We start from the raw sequence: 17,649 nt of genomic DNA on the forward strand, positions 1-17,649 counted from the left end.
AGGGGCGCCCTCTGCCCTCTTCCTCCCTCAGACCCCCATCTCCGCGGCGATCCGCCCGCTCCGCACCGCGGCCACCAGCTCCGCGTGGTCCGCCTCCGTGCGGTCCGCGTAGGACACGGCGAACGCGGCGAACGCCTCGTCCAGTTCCTCGTTCTTGCCGCAGTAGCCGGAGATCAGTCGCGGGTCGGCGCTGTGGGCGTGGGCGCGGGCCAGCAGCGCTCCGGTCATGCGGGCGTAGTCGTCGATCTGGTCGGCGGCCAGCGCCGCGGGGTCGACGCTGCCCTTGCGGTTGCGGAACTGCCGTACCTGGTACGGGTGTCCGTCGACCGATGTCCAGCCGAGCAGGATGTCACTGACCACCTGCATGCGCTTCTGGCCGAGGACGACCCGGCGGCCCTCGTGCTCCACCTTCGGCACCGGGTGACCGAGCGTGGCCAGATGCGGGAGCAGCGCGGACGGGCGGGCCTCCTTGACCTGGAGGATCAGCGGCTCGCCACGGTGGTCGAGGAGCAGCACCACGTAGGAGCGCGTGCCGACGCTGCCCGTGCCGACCACCCGGAACGCCACGTCGTGCACGGCGTACCGGGCCAGGAGCGGGAGGCGGTCCTCCGACAGCGTCGTCAGATACTCCTCCAGCGACGCCGCGACCGCCGCCGCCTCCGCGTCCGGTATGCGGCGCAGCACCGGCGGCGCGTCCACGAAGCGGCGGCCGCCGTCCCCGAACGGCTCCGTCGACTTCGCCGCGAACCGCCCGCTCGTGTTGGCGCGCGCCTTCTCGGAGACCCGTTCCAGGGTGCCGAGCAGATCGTGGGCGTCCGTGTGGGAGACCAGTTCCTCGTCCGCGATCGCGTTCCACGCGTCCAGGGCCGGGAGCCTGCCCAGCAGGCGCATGGTGCGCCGGTACGCGCCCACGCTGTCCTGCGCCGCGGCCCGGCAGGTGTCCTCGTCGGCCCCGGCCTCGCGGCCGGCGAGCACCAGGGACGCGACGAGGCGTTTCAGGTCCCACTCCCAGGGGCCGTGCACCGTTTCGTCGAAGTCGTTCAGGTCGATGACCAGGCGGCCGCGCGCGTCGCCGTAGAGGCCGAAGTTCGCGGCGTGCGCGTCGCCGCAGAGCTGGGCGCCTATGCCCGTCGCCGGGGTGCGCGCCAGGTCGTGGGCCATGAGGCCCGCCGAGCCGCGCAGGAACGCGAAGGGCGTGGCCGCCATCCTGCCGACACGTATCGGCGTGAGCTCGGGAATCCGGCCGCGGTTGGACTCCTCGACCGCGGTGACCGCGTCCGGGCGGTCGGCGTCCACGACGACCTCGGCGTGCGCCCGGCGCCGCACCCGGGCACGGAGCGCCTTGCCCTCTTCCTTGGGCGAGCCGTGCGCGGGCCACCGCGCGAAGCCCCGCACCTCGGAGATCCTGGTCGCCTGCCGCGGCATCGCCGCCCCGGCCCCTGCACCGGCCTCGGTCATACCGACCGCCTCCCCCGCTGTCCCGCAGCCGTACGAACATCAACCGCGGATGACCGTACAGCCGGTGGCGGGGGAAACGTCAGGCCTTGTGGACAACTCCATGGCTGTGGAAAACCCGGTCACTTGTGCCAGACCGGGTCCGGCCGACGGCGATCGGCGCCGGGACCGGGCCGCCGGGGAGGGACCGCCGGGACCGGGCCGCCGGAACCTGAGCACTGCTCAGCCGCGAAGACGTCAGCACCGCGAGGCTGAGACGTTCCTCACATCTTCCCCGGCGAAGCCCTGCCGCCCATCACAGCGAAACGGCCGCCATCGGGATCCGATGACGACCGTTTCGTCGTGGTGCGCGAGGGGGGAGTTGAACCCCCACGCCCTTGCGGGCACTGGAACCTGAATCCAGCGCGTCTGCCTATTCCGCCACCCGCGCATTGGGTGTGTCCTCCGGCGTCGCTTCCTTGCGGTGTCGGCGCCCTCCGACATCCAGAACATTAGCACGCTGGCGAGGGTGCCTTCACATCCCTTTTCCGCCCGCCATCCCGCCCCTCCCCGGCCGCCCGCCGCCCGACCAGCGACAGCCCCGCCCCCGCCCGGGCACCGTCCCCGGCTGCCCGGCTCCGGACGAGCCCGGGCCGCCGAGCCGAGCCGGGCCGGGGCCGCATACCGGCCGAACCGGCGCCCTCAGCACCCCGGGGCCGCCCCGGCGGCACCCCCGGTGTCACGGCGTCCGCCGCAACCCCGCCCGGCCGCCACTTCGACGGCCACCCGGGCCTCCGCCCGGCCCACCGTCCGGATCTCCGCCCCGGCTCTCTGCCCCGGATCTCCGCCCTGCCACCGCCCTGCCACCGCCCGGGGGGCCGCCCAGCCCCGGGCCGCCTCCAGCCGCGCCCTCCCTCTCCCCGGCGCCTCCCGAGCCCCACGGACCCGCCGCGGAACGTCTCGACGTGTGCCTGTTCACGTATCAACCTCGTACCGGTGACGCCCATCTCTCCAGGAGGCGGACAAGGTGCACAGCCAGGTGCGGGACACTGGTCTTCGGCCACCTCTACGATCCATGCCAGGAGAACGATCGGGGACTGTGTCCAGGAGGAGTTCGAAGGGGTCCTCCGGAGGGAACTCCGGAGGCGTCGACACCCGTCGACGGGGCCGACAGGGGGAACCAGCCGATTTTCCGGCGCGTGGATACGATCAGTAAGCAGTACCAGGTAAGCAGTACGCAGGACGGCAACGACGGAGGAGGTGCCCCATGGGAGTCCTGAAGCGTTTCGAGCAGCGTCTCGAAGGTCTGGTCAACGGCACCTTCGCCAAAGTGTTCAAATCCGAGGTCCAGCCCGTGGAGATCGCCGGTGCGCTCCAGCGGGAGTGCGACAACAACGCGACCATCTGGAACCGCGACCGGACGGTCGTCCCCAACGACTTCATCGTGGAGCTGAGCGCGCCGGACTACGAGCGCCTCAGCCCCTACTCCGGCCAGCTCGGAGACGAGCTCGCCGGCATGGTGCGCGACTACGCCAAGCAGCAGCGCTACACCTTCATGGGCCCCATCCGCGTCCATCTGGAGAAGGCGAACGACCTCGACACCGGCCTGTACCGGGTGCGCAGCCGTACGCTCGCCTCCTCCACCAACCAGCAGGCTCCCGCCTCCGCCCCGGCCGGGCGGCAGGGCCCCGGCGGCTACGGCTACCCGCCCGCCGGCCCCGGGGGGGCTCCGCCCATGCCGTCCGTGCCGCCGCCCGGCGCGCGCCCCGGCGGCTACGGCTACCCGCAGCCCGCCGCGCAGCGGCCCGCGGCCGCCCCGATGGGCGGCGGGCGCACCCGCCACTGGATCGAGATCAACGGCACCCGCCATCAGATCTCCCGCCCGACGCTGGTGCTGGGCCGCAGCACCGACGCCGACGTGCGGATCGACGACCCCGGCGTCTCCCGCCGGCACTGTGAGATCCGGACCGGAACGCCCTCGACGATCCAGGATCTCGGGTCCACCAACGGCATCGTGGTGGACGGACAGCACACCACCCGCGCTACGCTCCGCGACGGCTCGCGGATCGTCGTGGGCAGCACCACCATCATTTACCGGCAAGCCGAAGGGTGAAGCGGGGGCAATGTCAGAGCTGACCCTCACGGTCATGCGGCTGGGTTTCCTGGCCGTACTGTGGCTGTTCGTGATCGTGGCCGTGCAGGTCATCCGCAGCGACCTGTTCGGTACGCGCGTCACACAGCGCGGCTCGCGCCGGGACGGCGGACGGCCGCAGCAGGCCGCCCGGCAGGCGACACCCCCGCAGCAGCGCCAGCAGCCGGCCGGCGGCCGCCAGCGCCGCGGCGCCCCCACCAAACTGGTCGTCTCGGAGGGCTCCCTGACGGGTACGACGGTGGCGCTGCAGGGCCAGACCATCACGCTCGGCCGCGCACACGACAGCACGATCGTGCTGGACGACGACTACGCCTCCAGCCGGCACGCCAGGATCTACCCCGACCGGGACGGCCAGTGGATCGTCGAAGACCTCGGGTCCACCAACGGCACGTATCTCGACCGGACGCGGCTGACGACCCCCACGCCGATTCCGCTGGGCGCGCCGATCCGCATCGGCAAGACCGTCATCGAGCTGCGGAAGTAGTACGACAATGAGCGAGCGGAGCGAGCACGCAGCGGCGGCCCACACGACGGGCCCCGGCGCGCTCCCGACCGGAGGGTGGGCACCGTGCGGATGTACCCGGAGCCGACGGGCGAGGTGCGCATGAGTCTGTCACTGCGCTTCGCCGCCGGATCGCACAAAGGCATGATCCGTGAGGGCAACGAGGACTCGGGCTACGCCGGTCCGCGCCTGCTCGCGATCGCCGACGGCATGGGCGGCCAGGCCGCCGGCGAGGTCGCCTCCTCCGAGGTGATCTCCACCATCGTCGCGCTCGACGACGACATCCCCGGCTCCGACATCCTCACCTCGCTCGGTACCGCCGTGCAGCGCGCCAACGACCAGCTACGCTCCATGGTCGAGGAGGACCCCCAGCTGGAGGGCATGGGAACCACCCTGACCGCCCTGCTGTGGACCGGTCAGCGGCTCGGCCTGGTACACGTCGGCGACTCCCGCGCCTACCTGCTGCGCGACGGCGTCCTGACCCAGATCACACAGGACCACACCTGGGTGCAGCGGCTCGTCGACGAGGGCCGTATCACCGAGGAGGAGGCCACGACCCATCCGCAGCGGTCCCTCCTGATGCGCGCGCTCGGCAGCGGCGACCACGTCGAGCCCGATCTGTCCATCCGCGAGGTGCGCGCCGGCGACCGGTACCTGATCTGCTCCGACGGACTGTCCGGGGTCGTCTCCCACCAGACGATGGAGGAGACCCTCGCCAGCTACCAGGGCCCGCAGGAGACCGTGCAGGAGCTGATCCAGCTCGCGCTGCGCGGCGGCGGCCCGGACAACATCACGGTCATCGTGGCCGACGTCCTCGACCTGGACACCGGCGACACCCTCGCCGGGCAGCTCTCCGACACCCCGGTCGTGGTGGGCGCGGTCGCCGAGAACCAGCACCACCTGCACGACAACGGCATCATGCAGACGCCCGCGGGCCGCGCGGCCGGCCTCGGCCGCCAGGGCCACGGACAGGGCGGCGGGGGCGAGTTCGGCCCGCCCGGCAGCGGCGACACCACCGGCTACGTCCCGGCGGGCAGCTTCGGCGCCTACACCGACGACGACTTCGTCAAGCCGAAGAAGGGCCGCAGATGGCTCAAGCGGTCCTTCTACACGGTCCTGGCGCTGGCCGTCGTCGGCGGAGGGTGCTACGGCGCCTACCGGTGGACGCAGACGCAGTACTACGTCGGCGCGAACGGCGAGCATGTCGCGCTGTACCGCGGCATCAGCCAGGACCTGGCCTGGGTGTCGCTGTCCAAGGTGGAGAAGGACCACCCCGAGATCGAACTCAAGTACCTGCCGCCGTACCAGCAGAAGCAGGTCAGGGCGACCATCACCGAGGGCGGTCTCCAGGCGGGCGAGTCGAAGATCTCCGAGCTGGCCGTGCAGGCGTCCGCGTGCAAGAAGGACTCCCAGCGCCGCGCCGCCGAGAGCGAGAACACCGCCGGGACCGGCGAGGGGCAGGCCGGAGGCACCACGGGAACCACGGCCACCTCTGCGACGTCCAAGGCCACATCGACGCCGAAACCGAGCTCGTCGGCGTCGCCGAGCAAGACCCAGACCGCACCCACTCCCACACCCGGCCCCACCCTCTCGGAGGAAGAGCAGAAGGTCGTCTCACTGTGCGGTAAGCAGTAAGCAAGCCGTGAGGGGCCCTGTCACACCATGAGCAGCAGTACGAACGCGACGACACATCACACATCCACGATCGGCTCGATCGGCACACCGAGTCGCCGCAACACCGAACTGGCGTTGCTGGTGTTCGCGGTCGTCATCCCGGTGTTCGCCTACGCCAACGTGGGTCTCGCCATCAACAAGACGGTGCCGCCCGGCCTGCTCGGCTACGGCGTCGGGCTCGGCCTGCTGGCCGGTGTGGGCCATCTCGTCGTACGGAAGTTCGCCCCGTACGCCGACCCCCTGCTGCTGCCGCTGGCCACGCTGCTGAACGGGCTCGGGCTCGTGATCATCTGGCGCCTCGACCAGTCGAAGCTGCTGCAGTCCATCAACCAGGCCGGCGGAGCGGCGCCGCGCCAGCTCATGTACACGGCGCTGGGCGTCGCGCTGTTCGTCGTGGCGCTGATCTTCCTCAAGGACCACCGGACCCTCCAGCGCTACACGTACATCTCCATGGTCGGCGCGCTGCTCCTGCTGCTGCTGCCGCTGGTCCCCGGCCTGGGTGCCAACATCTACGGCGCGAAGATCTGGATCTCGGTCGCCGGGTTCTCCATCCAGCCCGGTGAGTTCGCGAAGATCGTGCTGGCGATCTTCTTCGCCGGCTATCTGATGGTGAAGCGGGACGCGCTCGCGCTCGCCAGCCGCCGCTTCATGGGGCTGTACCTGCCGCGCGGCCGCGACCTCGGCCCGATCCTCGTCGTCTGGGCGATCTCGATCCTCATCCTGGTCTTCGAGACCGACCTCGGTACCTCCCTGCTGTTCTTCGGCATGTTCGTGATCATGCTGTACGTGGCCACCGAGCGCACCAGCTGGATCGTCTTCGGTCTGCTGATGTCCGCGGCGGGTGCCGTGGGCGTGGCCTCGTTCGAGCCGCATGTGAAGATGCGCGTCCAGGCATGGCTCGACCCGATGAAGGAATACACGCTGAGCCGGCAGGGCGTGGGGGGGCACTCCGAGCAGGCGATGCAGGCCCTGTGGGCGTTCGGCTCCGGCGGCACCCTCGGCACCGGTCTGGGCCAGGGCCACTCCGACCTCATCCGGTTCGCCGCCAACTCCGACTTCATCCTCGCCACCTTCGGCGAGGAGCTGGGCCTGGCCGGCATCATGGCGATCCTGCTCATCTACGCCCTGGTCGTGGAGCGCGGCGTGCGCACCGCCCTCGCCGCCCGCGACCCGTTCGGCAAGCTGCTCGCCGTCGGCCTGTCCGGCGCCTTCGCGCTCCAGGTCTTCGTGGTGGCCGGCGGTGTCATGGGACTGATCCCGCTGACCGGTATGACGATGCCCTTCCTGGCCTCCGGCGGCTCCTCGGTCATCGCCAACTGGGCCCTGATCGGCGTACTGATCCGCATCAGCGACACCGCGCGCCGCCCCGCCCCGTCTCCCGCCCCGAACCCCGACGCCGAGATGACCCAGGTGGTCCGCCCGTGAACAAGCCCCTGCGCCGGATCGCGATCTTCTGCGGGCTCCTCGTCCTCGCACTCCTCATCCGCGACAACTGGCTCCAGTACGTCCAGGCCGACACCCTGCGCACCGACCCGAGCAACCGCCGGGTGCTGATCGCGCGGTACTCCACGCCGCGCGGCGACATCGTCGTCGACGGCGAACCGATCACCGGGTCCAAGGAGACCCCCACCGACAGCCTCAACGACTTCGCCTACAAGCGCACCTACAAGAACGGCCCGATGTGGGCGCCGGTCACCGGCTACGCCTCGCAGGCGTTCGGCGCGACCCAGCTGGAGTCCATCGAGGACGGCATCCTCACCGGCACCGACGACCGGCTGTTCTTCCGCAACACCCTCGACATGCTGACCGGCAAGGAGAAGGCGGGCGGCAACGTCGTCACCACGCTCAACGGGGCCGCGCAGAAGGCCGCCTACGACGGGCTCAAGAAGGTCGGCGGCAAGGGCGCCGCCGTGGCGCTCGACCCGCAGACCGGCGCGATCCTGGCGCTGGCCTCCTACCCCTCCTACGACCCGTCGTCGTTCGCGGGCAACTCCACCTCGGTCGACTCCAAGGCGTGGACGAGCCTGCAGAAGAAGAACAACCCGGGCGACCCGATGCTGAACCGGGCGCTGCGCGAGACCTACCCGCCGGGCTCCACCTTCAAGGTGGTCACCGCGGCGGCCGCCCTGGAGAACGGGCTCTACACGAGCGCGGACCAGAAGACCGACTCGCCGCTGCCGTACACCCTCCCGGACAGCACGACCCCGCTGAAGAACGAGGGCAACATCCCCTGCAAGGACGCGACGATGCGGGTCGCGCTGCAGTACTCCTGCAACACCGTCTTCGGCAAGATGGGCGTCGACGTCGGCAAGGACAAGATGCTGGAGGAGGCGAAGAAGTTCGGCTTCGACTCCGAGCAGTTCACGCCGGTGCGCGCCGTGGCCTCCAACTTCCCCAAGGAGATGAACCGGCCGTCGACCGCGCTCAGCTCGATCGGGCAGTACGAGACCGCCGCGACGCCGCTGCAGATGGCCATGGTCGCCTCGGCGGTGGCCAACGACGGCAAGCTGATGAAGCCGTACATGGTGGACAAGCTGCAGGCGCCCAGCCTGGACGTGGTCTCGCAGACCCAGCCGGAGGAGCTGAGCCGGCCGCTGTCGGAGCAGAACGCGCAGATCCTGCAGTCGATGATGGAGACGGTCGTCAAGCAGGGCACGGGTACCAAGGCGCAGATCCCCGGTGTCACCGTGGGAGGCAAGACCGGTACCGCCCAGCACGGCCTGAACAACAGCGAGAAGCCGTACGCCTGGTTCATCTCCTACGCCAAGCTCGCCGACGGCAGCTCGCCGGTCGCCGTGGCCGTGGTGGTCGAGGACGAGAGCGCCAACCGTGACGACATCTCGGGTGGCGGTCTCGCCGCCCCCATCGCGAAGAACGTCATGGAGGCGGTCATCAACAGCAAGAAGTGACCCCTGTCACGTCCCCTTCACATCAGTGCACGTTGTGATACCGGTCCTGTATCGGGTGGCGGATGTGGCCAGGTCACACAAAGCGAGCCGGGTACCGTATGCCCGGACAGCACACCGCCGGACCACACGCGGGTGTGGTCGGGACCGACGGAGAGGGCTGGTAGGAAGCTATGGAAGAGCCGCGTCGCCTCGGCGGCCGGTACGAGCTGGGCCAGGTGCTCGGCCGTGGTGGCATGGCCGAGGTCTATCTGGCACATGACACCCGGCTCGGCCGCACCGTGGCGGTGAAGACGCTGCGCGCGGACCTCGCACGCGACCCCACCTTCCAGGCCCGGTTCCGCCGGGAGGCCCAGTCGGCCGCCTCGCTGAACCATCCCGCGATCGTCGCGGTGTACGACACCGGCGAGGACTACATCGACGGGGTCTCGATCCCGTACATCGTGATGGAGTACGTCGACGGCTCCACGCTCCGTGAGCTTCTTCACAGCGGCCGCAAGCTGCTGCCCGAGCGGGCCATGGAGATGACCATCGGCATCCTCCAGGGCCTGGAGTACGCCCACCGCAACGGCATCGTCCACCGTGACATCAAGCCGGCGAACGTCATGCTGACCCGCAACGGCCAGGTCAAGGTGATGGACTTCGGCATCGCCCGCGCCATGGGTGACGCTGGCATGACCATGACGCAGACGGCGGCGGTCATCGGCACGGCCCAGTACCTCTCGCCGGAGCAGGCGAAGGGCGAGCAGGTCGACTCCCGGTCGGACCTGTATTCGACGGGTTGCCTGCTCTACGAGCTGCTGACGGTCCGGCCCCCGTTCGTCGGGGACTCCCCCGTGGCCGTCGCCTACCAGCACGTCCGCGAGGAGCCCCAGCCCCCGAGCGTCTTCGACCCCGAGATCACGCCCGAGATGGACGCGATCGTGCTCAGGGCGCTGGTCAAGGACCCCGACTACCGCTACCAGACCGCCGACGAGATGCGCGCCGACATCGAGGCGTGCCTCGACGGCCAGCCCGTCGCGGCCACGGCGGCCATGGGCTCGGTCGGCTACGGGGCCTACCCCGACGACCAGCCGACGACGGCCCTGCGTGCGGGCGGCGGCCCGGCCGGTGTCGGCGCGACCACGATGCTGCCGCCGATGAACCCGGACGACGGCGGCTACGGCTACGACGACCGCCCGGACCGCCGCCGCCAGAAGAAGTCGAACACCTCGACGATCCTGCTGGTCGTGGCCGGTGTGCTCGTGCTGGTCGGCGCCATCCTCATCGGCAAGTGGATCTTCAGCGGCAACGGCGTGGGCAACGACACCGTCGCCGTGCCCAACTTCGTCGGCCAGACGAAGACCGACGCCCAGCAGCTGGCGACCAACGCCGAACTCAAGCTGTCCTTCACCAGCAAGCCCTGCGAGAACCAGAAGCAGGGCAACATCTGCACCCAGGACCCGACCCCCACCACCACGGTCGACAAGGGCAGCACGGTCAACCTGGTGGTGTCCACGGGCGCCCCGAAGGTGACGGTGCCGGACGTCGTCGGCCAGAACGTCGACGACGCCACGACGAAGCTCGAAGGCGACGGCTACCAGTTCAAGGTCGAGACCAAGACCAGGGAGTCCGCGCAGGAAGCGGGCACGGTGCTGGAGACGGACCCATCGTTCGGCACGAAGGTGGAGAAGGGCTCCACGATCACCCTCACCGTCGCCAAGGCGCCGGAGACGGTCACGGTCCCGGACGTCACAAACCAGACCTGTGACGCCGCCAAGCAGCAGATGCAGGCCAGCAACCTGACCGGCAACTGCACCGAGGTGGACACCAGCGACCCGAACCAGGTCGGCAAGGTCATCCAGACCTCGCCGTCGGCGAACAGCACGGTCAAGAAGGGCTCCACCGTCGCCATCCAGATCGGCAGGCAGGCCCAGAACACCCAGGTCCCGGTCCCGAACGTCCAGGGCCAGCGGCTGAAGGACGCCAAGAAGTTGCTGGAGCAGGCGGGACTGCAGGTCAACGTCAACGGCTCCCAGGACGACAACGCCATCGTCCTCACGTCGAATCCGCCCCAGGGCTCCACGGTCAACCAGGGCACCACGGTGAACCTGTTCACGGGCGGAGGCGGCGGCAACGGGGGAAGCGGCGGGACGAACTTCTTCGGCGGAACGAGCGGCTGACACCCCCTACGGGCGAACAGAGCCCCGGCGGCCCGGAAGGGCCGCCGGGGCTCATTCGTGGCGGCTCCGGCAGGCGGCACCGGCCCTTCGTCACTCCGAGACGGCGATGAGCTGATCCGTGAACCCAACCCTCAGCGCAGCTCCTGCGGCGGAGTCCGCGCTGCGTCCACCCCGTCGACCCGTACGAGTTCGCCCCACACGATGTAGCGGTACTCCGAGGTGTAGACGGGGGTGCAGGTCGTCAGGGTGATGTAGTGGCCCGGCTTCTTCACGCCCGCCTCCTTCGGGACGGCGGTGAGGACCTTCACGTTGTACTTCGACGTCTGCGGGAGGATGGCGAAGACCTTGTAGACGTACCAGTCGTCCTTGGTCTCGAAGACGATCGGGTCGCCCTTCTTCAGCTTGTCGATGTTGTGGAACTTCGCCCCGTGCCCGTCCCGGTGCGCGGCCAGCGCGAAGTTGCCGGTCCTGCCCGTCGTCGGCAGGGTCGCCTTGACGGGGTCCGTGTAGTAGCCGGCCACACCGTCGTTCAGGACCTTCGCCGACGTGCCCTTCTCCACCAGGACCTCGCCGTTGTCCATGGCGGGCACGTGCAGGAAGCCGATGCCGTCCTTGGTGTCCAGCGCGCCCGGCCCGCTGTCCGGCTCGGCCGCCCAGTGGTCGCGCACCCTGTCGCCCTCCTGGTGCGCCTTCCGGTCCGCGAGGACGTTCGTCCACCACAGCGAGTAGACGACGAACAGCCCGAGCACCAGCCCGGCCGTGATGAGAAGTTCCCCGAAGACGCTGACGGCCAGCGCGATCCTGCCGCGCCCGCGGCGGCGCCGCCCGGACCGGGAGTCGGAGCCCGGCGACGGCGCGGCGGTCTGCTCGTCCTGGTCGGTCGTCACTCCCACTGCATCTGCCCCGTCTGTTCCACGTGCCTCACGACTCCGCGTGCCCTATGAGATGAGCGCGTCCGGCTTGCCCTTGCTGCGCGGCCGTTCCTCGACCATCTTGCCCCAGACGATGAGCCGGTACTTGCTGGTGAACTCCGGCGTGCAGGTGGTGAGGGTGATGTAGCGGCCCGGCGTGGTGAAACCCGAGCCCTTCGGGACGGGGTCGAGGACACTCGTGTTCGACGGCGACGTCACCGGAAGGATGGAGGCCATTCTGTAGACGTAGTACGCGTCCTGCGTCTCCACCACGATGGCGTCGCCCTTCTGGAGACGGTTGATGTACCGGAACGGCTCCCCGTGCGTGTTCCGGTGCCCCGCGAGCCCGAAGTTGCCCGTCCTGGCGTCCGGCATCGCCGTCTTCAGGCTGCCCTCGCCGTAGTGGCCGACCATGCCCTTGTCGAGCACCTTCGTCTTGCTGGTGCCCTCGGCGATCGGGGCGACCACGTCCAGCGCCGGGATGTGGAGTATGGCGAAGCCCTGGCCGGGCGCGAACACTCCCGGTTCCCGTTTGCCGCTCGCCCAGTCCTGCTGGAGGTGCCGGGCGGCGCTGCCCGCCTCCTGGTGGGCCCGCACGTTCGACCACCACAGCTGGTACGTCACGAACAGCAGCATCAGCACACCGGTCGTGATGAACAGCTCGCCGACCAGACGGCTCGCGACGACCGCCGCACCGGGTTTCTGCGCCCGCGCGGCCCGCCGGGCCTCCACACGGGACAGGGGCGCCTCTCCGGCCGCCCTGGCGGGCTTCCCGGGCGTCTGCGGGCCGCCTCCGTGCCGCCCGTGCCCTCCGCCGTGCCGCTTGGCCGCCTTGCGTCGCGCAGCACGTCCCCCGGGCGCCGGTACGGGCTCCCGCGCGCGGTCCGCGGCCCGACGGGCCTCCTCGACGTCCGCGGCGCGCAGCGCGACCGTCTCGCTGTCCAGGGGAGCGGCCGGGGCCACGGAGACGGGGCCGTCGGCACGGGCCGCCGCGCCGGGAGCCGCCACGCCGTACGGCCCGGCGGCCGCGGCTCCCCCGTAGGAGGGGGCGGCGGCGGGTTCCTGGTACGGGGGGAGCACCGCCGTGGCGTCGTACGCCGGCTGGGGTGCCTGCTGCCCGTGTCCCACGGTCGCTCCCGCGGTGTGGGCGGGCTGGCCGGACCACCCCTGTCCCTGCCACGCGCCGGATCCGTCGTAGGGCTGCTGCCCGTACGGGGACCCGTGTTCCGCGGCGTCGCCGTAGGCGGCACCGCTCTCGCGCTCGGGACGCAGCGCGGTCACGCCGTGGCCCTGCCCACCACCGGGGCGAGCCCCGCCGACCTCGCCACGGCCTCCTGGTCACCGCACTCCGCCAGCCAGTTGGCCAGCATCCGGTGACCGTGCTCGGTGAGCACCGACTCGGGATGGAACTGCACGCCCTCGACCGGGAGTTCACGGTGCCGCAGCCCCATGATGATCCCGTCGTGCGTCCGCGCCGTGACCTCCAGCTCGGCGGGCACGGTGTCCGGCTCGGCGGCGAGCGAGTGGTAGCGGGTCGCGGTGAACGGGGAGGGCAGGTCCGCGAAGACGCCCTTGCCCTCGTGCTCGACCAGCGAGGTCTTGCCGTGCAGCAGCTCCGGCGCGCGACCGACGACGCCGCCGTAGGCCACCTGCATCGACTGCATGCCCAGGCAGACCCCGAAGACGGGCACGCCGGTCGCGGCGCAGTGACGCACCATGTCGACGCAGACGCCGGCCTCCTCAGGGGTGCCGGGGCCCGGGGACAGCAGCACACCGTCGAAGCCGTCCTGGGCGTGCTCGGGCGACACCTCGTCGTTGCGCAGCACCTCGCACTCCGCGCCCAGCTGGTACAGGTACTGGACCAGGTTGAAGACGAAGCTGTCGTAGTTGTCGACGACGAGAATGCGCGCGCTCACTGGTTGTCCACCGTCACATCGTTGAAGGGCAGCAGCGGTTCGGCCCACGGGAAGACGTACTGGAACAGGACATAGACCACGGCGAGCGCCAGCACGACGGAAATCAGCGCCTTCACCCATACGTTTCCCGGCAGATGCCGCCAGATCCAGCCGTACATGCCGTCCCTTCCGTCGCACCACGGCACCAGACTCACGCCGTACGCCACCAGACTAACGGCGGAGGGCCGCCGGTTTCCCTGCCTCCACAGGCTGGGTGGAATCGAGATGCGCCCAGACGATCAGCCGGTGACTGTGCCCCCACTCGGGATCGCACGTCGTCAGCGTCAGATAGCGGCCCGGACGCGTGTACCCGGACTTACGTGGCACAGGGTCGATCACCTCGACGTCCGTCGGCACGGTTTTGTAGGGCCCTTTGTCGATCCGATACGTGAACCAGGTGCTTCCGTCGGTGAGGACGACCGCGTCGCCGGGGCGCAGCCTGGGGAAGTCCTTGAAGGGGTCGCCGTAGGTGCGCCGGTGACCGGCGACCGCGAAGTTGCCCTCCTGGCCGAGCCGGGCGGTGCCCGTGTAGTGGCCGAGGCCCTTCTTGAGGGTGCCCACGGCGGTGTCCTCGAGCACGGGCTTGTTCCACGTGAAACCGAGCCGTGGGATGTACATCACGGCGAAGGGCCTGCCCGGCGCGTACGGCGCCAGCCGCTTCGGGCTCGCCGGGCTCCCGGGAGCGGCGGCCTGGCGCACCGTCCCCGCCGCCCACTGCCGCTGCAGCCGGTCGATCTGGTCGTTCATGGCGCTGTCCGCCTTCACGCCCGTCCAGAAGAGCACGTAGACGACGAACAGAACGATGAGGGCGCCGACGGTGATGCACAGTTCGCTGACGGTCCTGACGATCACACGCACCGGCACAGGTTCCCCCAGCGGCAGCCGTTCCCGGGCCCTACTCCACAGGCTTCGCGTAATGCAGATCCACTGTGCCCGAGTAGCCGGGAAGAGTCACCGTCCCGTTCTCGGTGACTTTCCAGCCGAGACCGTAGACGTTGACGTACACCATGTAGTTCTGGATCGCGGGCGAGTCGGCGAGTGCCTTCTGGAGCCTGTCCGGGTCGCCTATCGCGGTGATCTTGTACGGGGGCGAGTAGACGCGGCCCTGGAGGATCAGGGTGTTGCCGACGCAGCGCACGGCGCTGGTGGAGATCAGCCGCTGGTCCATCACCTTGATGCCCTGGGCGCCGCCCTGCCACAGGGCGTTCACCACGGCCTGCAGGTCCTGCTGGTGGATGACCAGGTAGTCGGGCTGCGGCTCCGGGTAGCCGGGGAGCTTGGCGGTCGCGTTGGGCGGGGCGTCGTTGAGGGTGACCGTGACGGCCTTGCCGGTGAGTTTCCGGGTACCGGCGTTCTTCTCCAGCGCAGTGAGCCGCGCCTGGTCGGCCTCGCTGGTGCCGCCGGCGGTGCGCTTGGCGAGGGCCTCGACGTCGTTGCGCAGGGCTGCGTTGGACTCGTCGAGCCGGGCGTTCTTGTGGCTGCGGTCGTGGATGAGGTCCGAGAGCTTCAGCAGCGAGGAGTCCGTGCGGATGTTGGTGCCCTTGGCCGTGTTGAAGCTGGTGATGAAGAGGAGCCCGGCGAGCGCGAAGACGCCGACGGTGAGGACCCGCACGGGCCGCACACCGCGCGGTCGGGAGGGCGCTGACCCCGTCTGCGGGGGACGGGAACCCTCCTGGGGGGAGTCGGCCGTATTGCTCAACGTACCCTTATCTCCTTCGGCGCCACGGAAGGACTACGCTAACGGACGCCCGGGGGAGTACTCAGTGTCCCCTTGTACGCTCGCCCGGAGCCCGCCCCAGATCCCTGCGCGGCCACGCAGCGCATCGACAGGAGAGACCCTCGTGCCGAAGTCACGTATCCGCAAGAAGGCCGACTACACGCCGCCGCCGTCGAAGCAGGCGACGAACCTCAAGCTGGAGAGCCGCGGCTGGGTGGCACCGGTGATGCTGGCCATGTTCATCATCGGTCTCGCCTGGATCGTCGTCTTCTACGTGACCGACGGCTCGCTGCCGATCCACGCGCTGCGCAACTGGAACATCGTGGTGGGCTTCGGGTTCATCGCGGCGGGGTTCGGCGTGTCCACCCAGTGGAAGTAGCGCCCCGCTCCACCCGGATCCCCTCGGCGCCGGCCGCGACCTGCACCGAGTTATCCACAGCTCTGTACACAGAGCTTGCGACCAGTGGAAAAAGAACGACGATCTGTGGATAACCCATCGGGTGTTGACGCCGGTATGACAGATCCACCCGGCTTCGCAAACCTGTTCGCCCCCTGTCTGACCTGGGAAAACTCCGGTCGGTGACAGGGGGCGCAGCTGTTCCCCACTGCATGCACAAGATCCGCCACTGACTGTGGACAACGCTGGGTACAACCTCGGGCTACGACCTGTGCCTGTCCGCCGCTCAGGTGAGCTGGGCGGTTCTCAGCAGCGTCATCAACACCACGACGGCCAGCACCAGTGCGCATGTTCCGTACTGCACGAGGGCCCGCCGCTTCCGCGGGGCGTGGACCATGGCGTACCCGACCACGACACCGGCGACGAGTCCGCCGATATGGGCCTGCCAGGCGATGTTGAACGCCGGGTTGAAGGTGAAGATCAGGTTGATCACCAGCAGGGCGATCACGGGGCGCATGTCGTAGTTGAGGCGCCGCATGAGCACCGCCATGGCGCCGAAGAGCCCGAAGATCGCACCGGAGGCACCGAGCGAGGGCTGGTTGGGCGCTGCGATCAGATAGGTGAGCGCGCCGCCGGCCAGCCCGGAGGTGAAGTAGAGCGCGAGATAGCGGGCACGGCCGAGGGCCGCCTCCAGCGGGCCGCCGATCCACCACAGGCTGAGCATGTTGAACAGGATGTGGAGGTAGCTGCGAGGGTCGTGCAGGAACATCGCCGTCAGCAGCCGGTACCACTGGCCCTGTGCGACGCCCTCGACGGAGCCGAACAACGAGACATACGCCTGGCCGAGAAGGTCGAACGACTCGGTGAACCGATCGCCGACCGACAGCTGGACCAGGAAGAGAGCCAGGTTGAGGCCGATCAGCACCTTGGTGACCAGGCGCGGGTCCTGGGTGACGGTGCCGCCGGCGAGCGTACGGGGCCGGGAGGCGCCCGGGGCGTGTCCGGTGCCGGAACCGCTGCGGACGCACTCCGGGCACTGGAAGCCGACCGAGGCGCTGACCATGCACTCCGGGCAGATGGGACGCTCGCAGCGGGTGCAGCGGATGCCGCTCTCCCGGTCCGGGTGCCGGTAGCAGACCGGCAGCTCCGGGGCCGCGTGCGATTCTCGGTTCTGCGGGCCCTGCGGGCTGCCTGGCGCCTGGTCCATCGGGTCCCTCACCTTTCCGTACGACGGGGTGCCCCGCCCTTCCTTGGACGGATGGGCGGGGCGCTTTTGTTCCCTCGTGCGGTGTGCCCTCGGACTCAGCCCTGGCGGGTCTCGACGACGACCGACTCGATGACCACGTCGTTGACCGGGCGGTCCGTGCGCGGGTTGGTCTGGGCGCCGGCGATGGAGTCCACGACCTTCTGGCTGGCCGCGTCGGTGACCTCGCCGAAAATGGTGTGCTTGCGGTTCAGCCAGGCCGTGGGCGCGACCGTGATGAAGAACTGGGAGCCGTTGGTGCCCGGGCCGGCGTTGGCCATGGCCAGCAGGTACGGCTTGTCGAAGGCGAGGTCCGGGTGGAACTCGTCCTCGAACTGGTATCCCGGACCACCGGTGCCGTTGCCCAGCGGGTCACCGCCCTGGATCATGAAACCGCTGATCACCCGGTGGAAGACCGTGCCGTCGTAGAGCTTCTTGGTGGACTTCTCACCGGTCGCGGGGTGCGTCCACTCGCGCTCGCCCTGGGCGAGCTCGACGAAGTTACGGACCGTCTTGGGCGCATGGTTCGGCAGCAGCCGGACCTGGATGTCGCCGTGGTTGGTCTTCAGGGTGGCGTAAAGCTGCTCAGCCACGAT

General features: G+C 69.8%; 16 protein-coding genes and 1 tRNA gene. 7 read left to right on the forward strand and 10 right to left on the reverse strand.

The window, feature by feature from the left end:
- Positions 1-27 precede the first annotated feature (27 nt).
- Entirely contained in the window at positions 28-1,458 is a 1,431-nt protein-coding gene (locus ACZ79I_RS19770; RefSeq protein ID WP_471498830.1) for a DUF2252 domain-containing protein, read from the reverse strand.
- 340 nt (positions 1,459-1,798) lie between these two features.
- Positions 1,799-1,885 (reverse strand) — tRNA-Leu (locus ACZ79I_RS19775).
- Between the two features lie 816 nt (positions 1,886-2,701).
- On the opposite strand from ACZ79I_RS19775, the gene ACZ79I_RS19780 reads away from it, so the two are divergent.
- The 6 genes from ACZ79I_RS19780 to pknB all read left to right on the forward strand — a co-directional run bounded on the left by ACZ79I_RS19780 (position 2,702) and on the right by pknB (position 10,830).
- Positions 2,702-3,547 carry an FhaA domain-containing protein gene (locus tag ACZ79I_RS19780; protein ID WP_471498831.1) on the forward strand — a complete coding sequence of 282 codons (846 nt, stop codon included), beginning with the start codon at positions 2,702-2,704 and terminating at the stop codon, positions 3,545-3,547.
- Between the two features lie 10 nt (positions 3,548-3,557).
- Positions 3,558-4,070 carry an FHA domain-containing protein FhaB/FipA gene (locus ACZ79I_RS19785; protein ID WP_381078936.1) on the forward strand — a complete coding sequence of 171 codons (513 nt, stop codon included), beginning with the start codon at positions 3,558-3,560 and terminating at the stop codon, positions 4,068-4,070.
- Positions 4,071-4,190: 120 nt separating this feature from the next.
- Positions 4,191-5,723, forward strand: coding sequence for a Stp1/IreP family PP2C-type Ser/Thr phosphatase (locus ACZ79I_RS19790; RefSeq protein WP_471498832.1), 1,533 nt, complete (start codon positions 4,191-4,193; stop codon positions 5,721-5,723).
- Between the two features lie 27 nt (positions 5,724-5,750).
- Positions 5,751-7,187, forward strand: a complete 1,437-nt coding sequence (locus ACZ79I_RS19795) for an FtsW/RodA/SpoVE family cell cycle protein (RefSeq protein WP_471498833.1) — start codon at positions 5,751-5,753, stop codon at positions 7,185-7,187.
- Complete coding sequence (locus tag ACZ79I_RS19800; RefSeq protein WP_471498834.1) at positions 7,184-8,671, forward strand: peptidoglycan D,D-transpeptidase FtsI family protein; 1,488 nt, start codon at positions 7,184-7,186, stop codon at positions 8,669-8,671. Before ACZ79I_RS19795 ends, ACZ79I_RS19800 begins: the two co-directional genes overlap by 4 nt.
- 170 nt (positions 8,672-8,841) lie before the next feature.
- Complete coding sequence (gene pknB / locus ACZ79I_RS19805; RefSeq protein ID WP_471498835.1) at positions 8,842-10,830, forward strand: Stk1 family PASTA domain-containing Ser/Thr kinase; 1,989 nt, start codon at positions 8,842-8,844, stop codon at positions 10,828-10,830.
- A 131-nt stretch (positions 10,831-10,961) separates the two neighbouring features.
- Here pknB and ACZ79I_RS19810 read toward each other — a convergent pair whose 3' ends face one another.
- The 6 genes from ACZ79I_RS19810 to ACZ79I_RS19835 are packed head-to-tail and all read right to left on the reverse strand — an operon-like array spanning position 10,962 to position 15,395.
- Positions 10,962-11,723 (reverse strand): class E sortase, encoded by a 762-nt coding sequence (locus tag ACZ79I_RS19810; RefSeq protein ID WP_471498836.1) that lies wholly within the window; start codon positions 11,721-11,723, stop codon positions 10,962-10,964.
- A gap of 45 nt (positions 11,724-11,768) precedes the next feature.
- Positions 11,769-13,022, reverse strand: coding sequence for a class E sortase (locus tag ACZ79I_RS19815; protein ID WP_471498837.1), 1,254 nt, complete (start codon positions 13,020-13,022; stop codon positions 11,769-11,771).
- A complete protein-coding gene (locus ACZ79I_RS19820) occupies positions 13,019-13,657 on the reverse strand; it encodes an aminodeoxychorismate/anthranilate synthase component II (protein WP_471498838.1) in 639 nt (212 codons plus the stop codon). The genes ACZ79I_RS19815 and ACZ79I_RS19820 overlap by 4 nt, the downstream gene beginning before the upstream one ends.
- Entirely contained in the window at positions 13,654-13,851 is a 198-nt protein-coding gene (locus tag ACZ79I_RS19825) for a hypothetical protein (RefSeq protein WP_471505536.1), read from the reverse strand. The genes ACZ79I_RS19820 and ACZ79I_RS19825 overlap by 4 nt, the downstream gene beginning before the upstream one ends.
- A gap of 16 nt (positions 13,852-13,867) precedes the next feature.
- Positions 13,868-14,554 carry a class E sortase gene (locus ACZ79I_RS19830; RefSeq protein ID WP_471498839.1) on the reverse strand — a complete coding sequence of 229 codons (687 nt, stop codon included), beginning with the start codon at positions 14,552-14,554 and terminating at the stop codon, positions 13,868-13,870.
- A 37-nt stretch (positions 14,555-14,591) separates the two neighbouring features.
- On the reverse strand, positions 14,592-15,395 hold the full coding sequence (locus tag ACZ79I_RS19835) for a DUF881 domain-containing protein (RefSeq protein WP_471498840.1): 804 nt from the start codon (positions 15,393-15,395) through the stop codon (positions 14,592-14,594).
- A gap of 142 nt (positions 15,396-15,537) precedes the next feature.
- Here ACZ79I_RS19835 and crgA point away from each other — a divergent pair, with 142 nt between their 5' ends.
- Positions 15,538-15,792: a cell division protein CrgA gene (crgA, locus tag ACZ79I_RS19840; RefSeq protein WP_471498841.1), complete on the forward strand. Its 255-nt coding sequence runs from the start codon at positions 15,538-15,540 to the stop codon at positions 15,790-15,792.
- 304 nt (positions 15,793-16,096) lie between these two features.
- On the opposite strand, the gene ACZ79I_RS19845 is transcribed toward crgA, so the two are convergent.
- Together ACZ79I_RS19845 and ACZ79I_RS19850 are read right to left on the reverse strand one after the other, a co-directional pair.
- Positions 16,097-17,017, reverse strand: coding sequence for a rhomboid family intramembrane serine protease (locus ACZ79I_RS19845; protein WP_471498842.1), 921 nt, complete (start codon positions 17,015-17,017; stop codon positions 16,097-16,099).
- Positions 17,018-17,112: 95 nt separating this feature from the next.
- The gene (locus ACZ79I_RS19850) at positions 17,113-17,646 is read right to left on the reverse strand and encodes a peptidylprolyl isomerase (RefSeq protein WP_471498843.1); all 534 of its coding nucleotides are present in this window, start codon (positions 17,644-17,646) and stop codon (positions 17,113-17,115) included.
- Between the last annotated feature and the right edge of the window lie 3 nt (positions 17,647-17,649).

This window comes from Streptomyces sp. PSU-S4-23 (assembly GCF_055632315.1).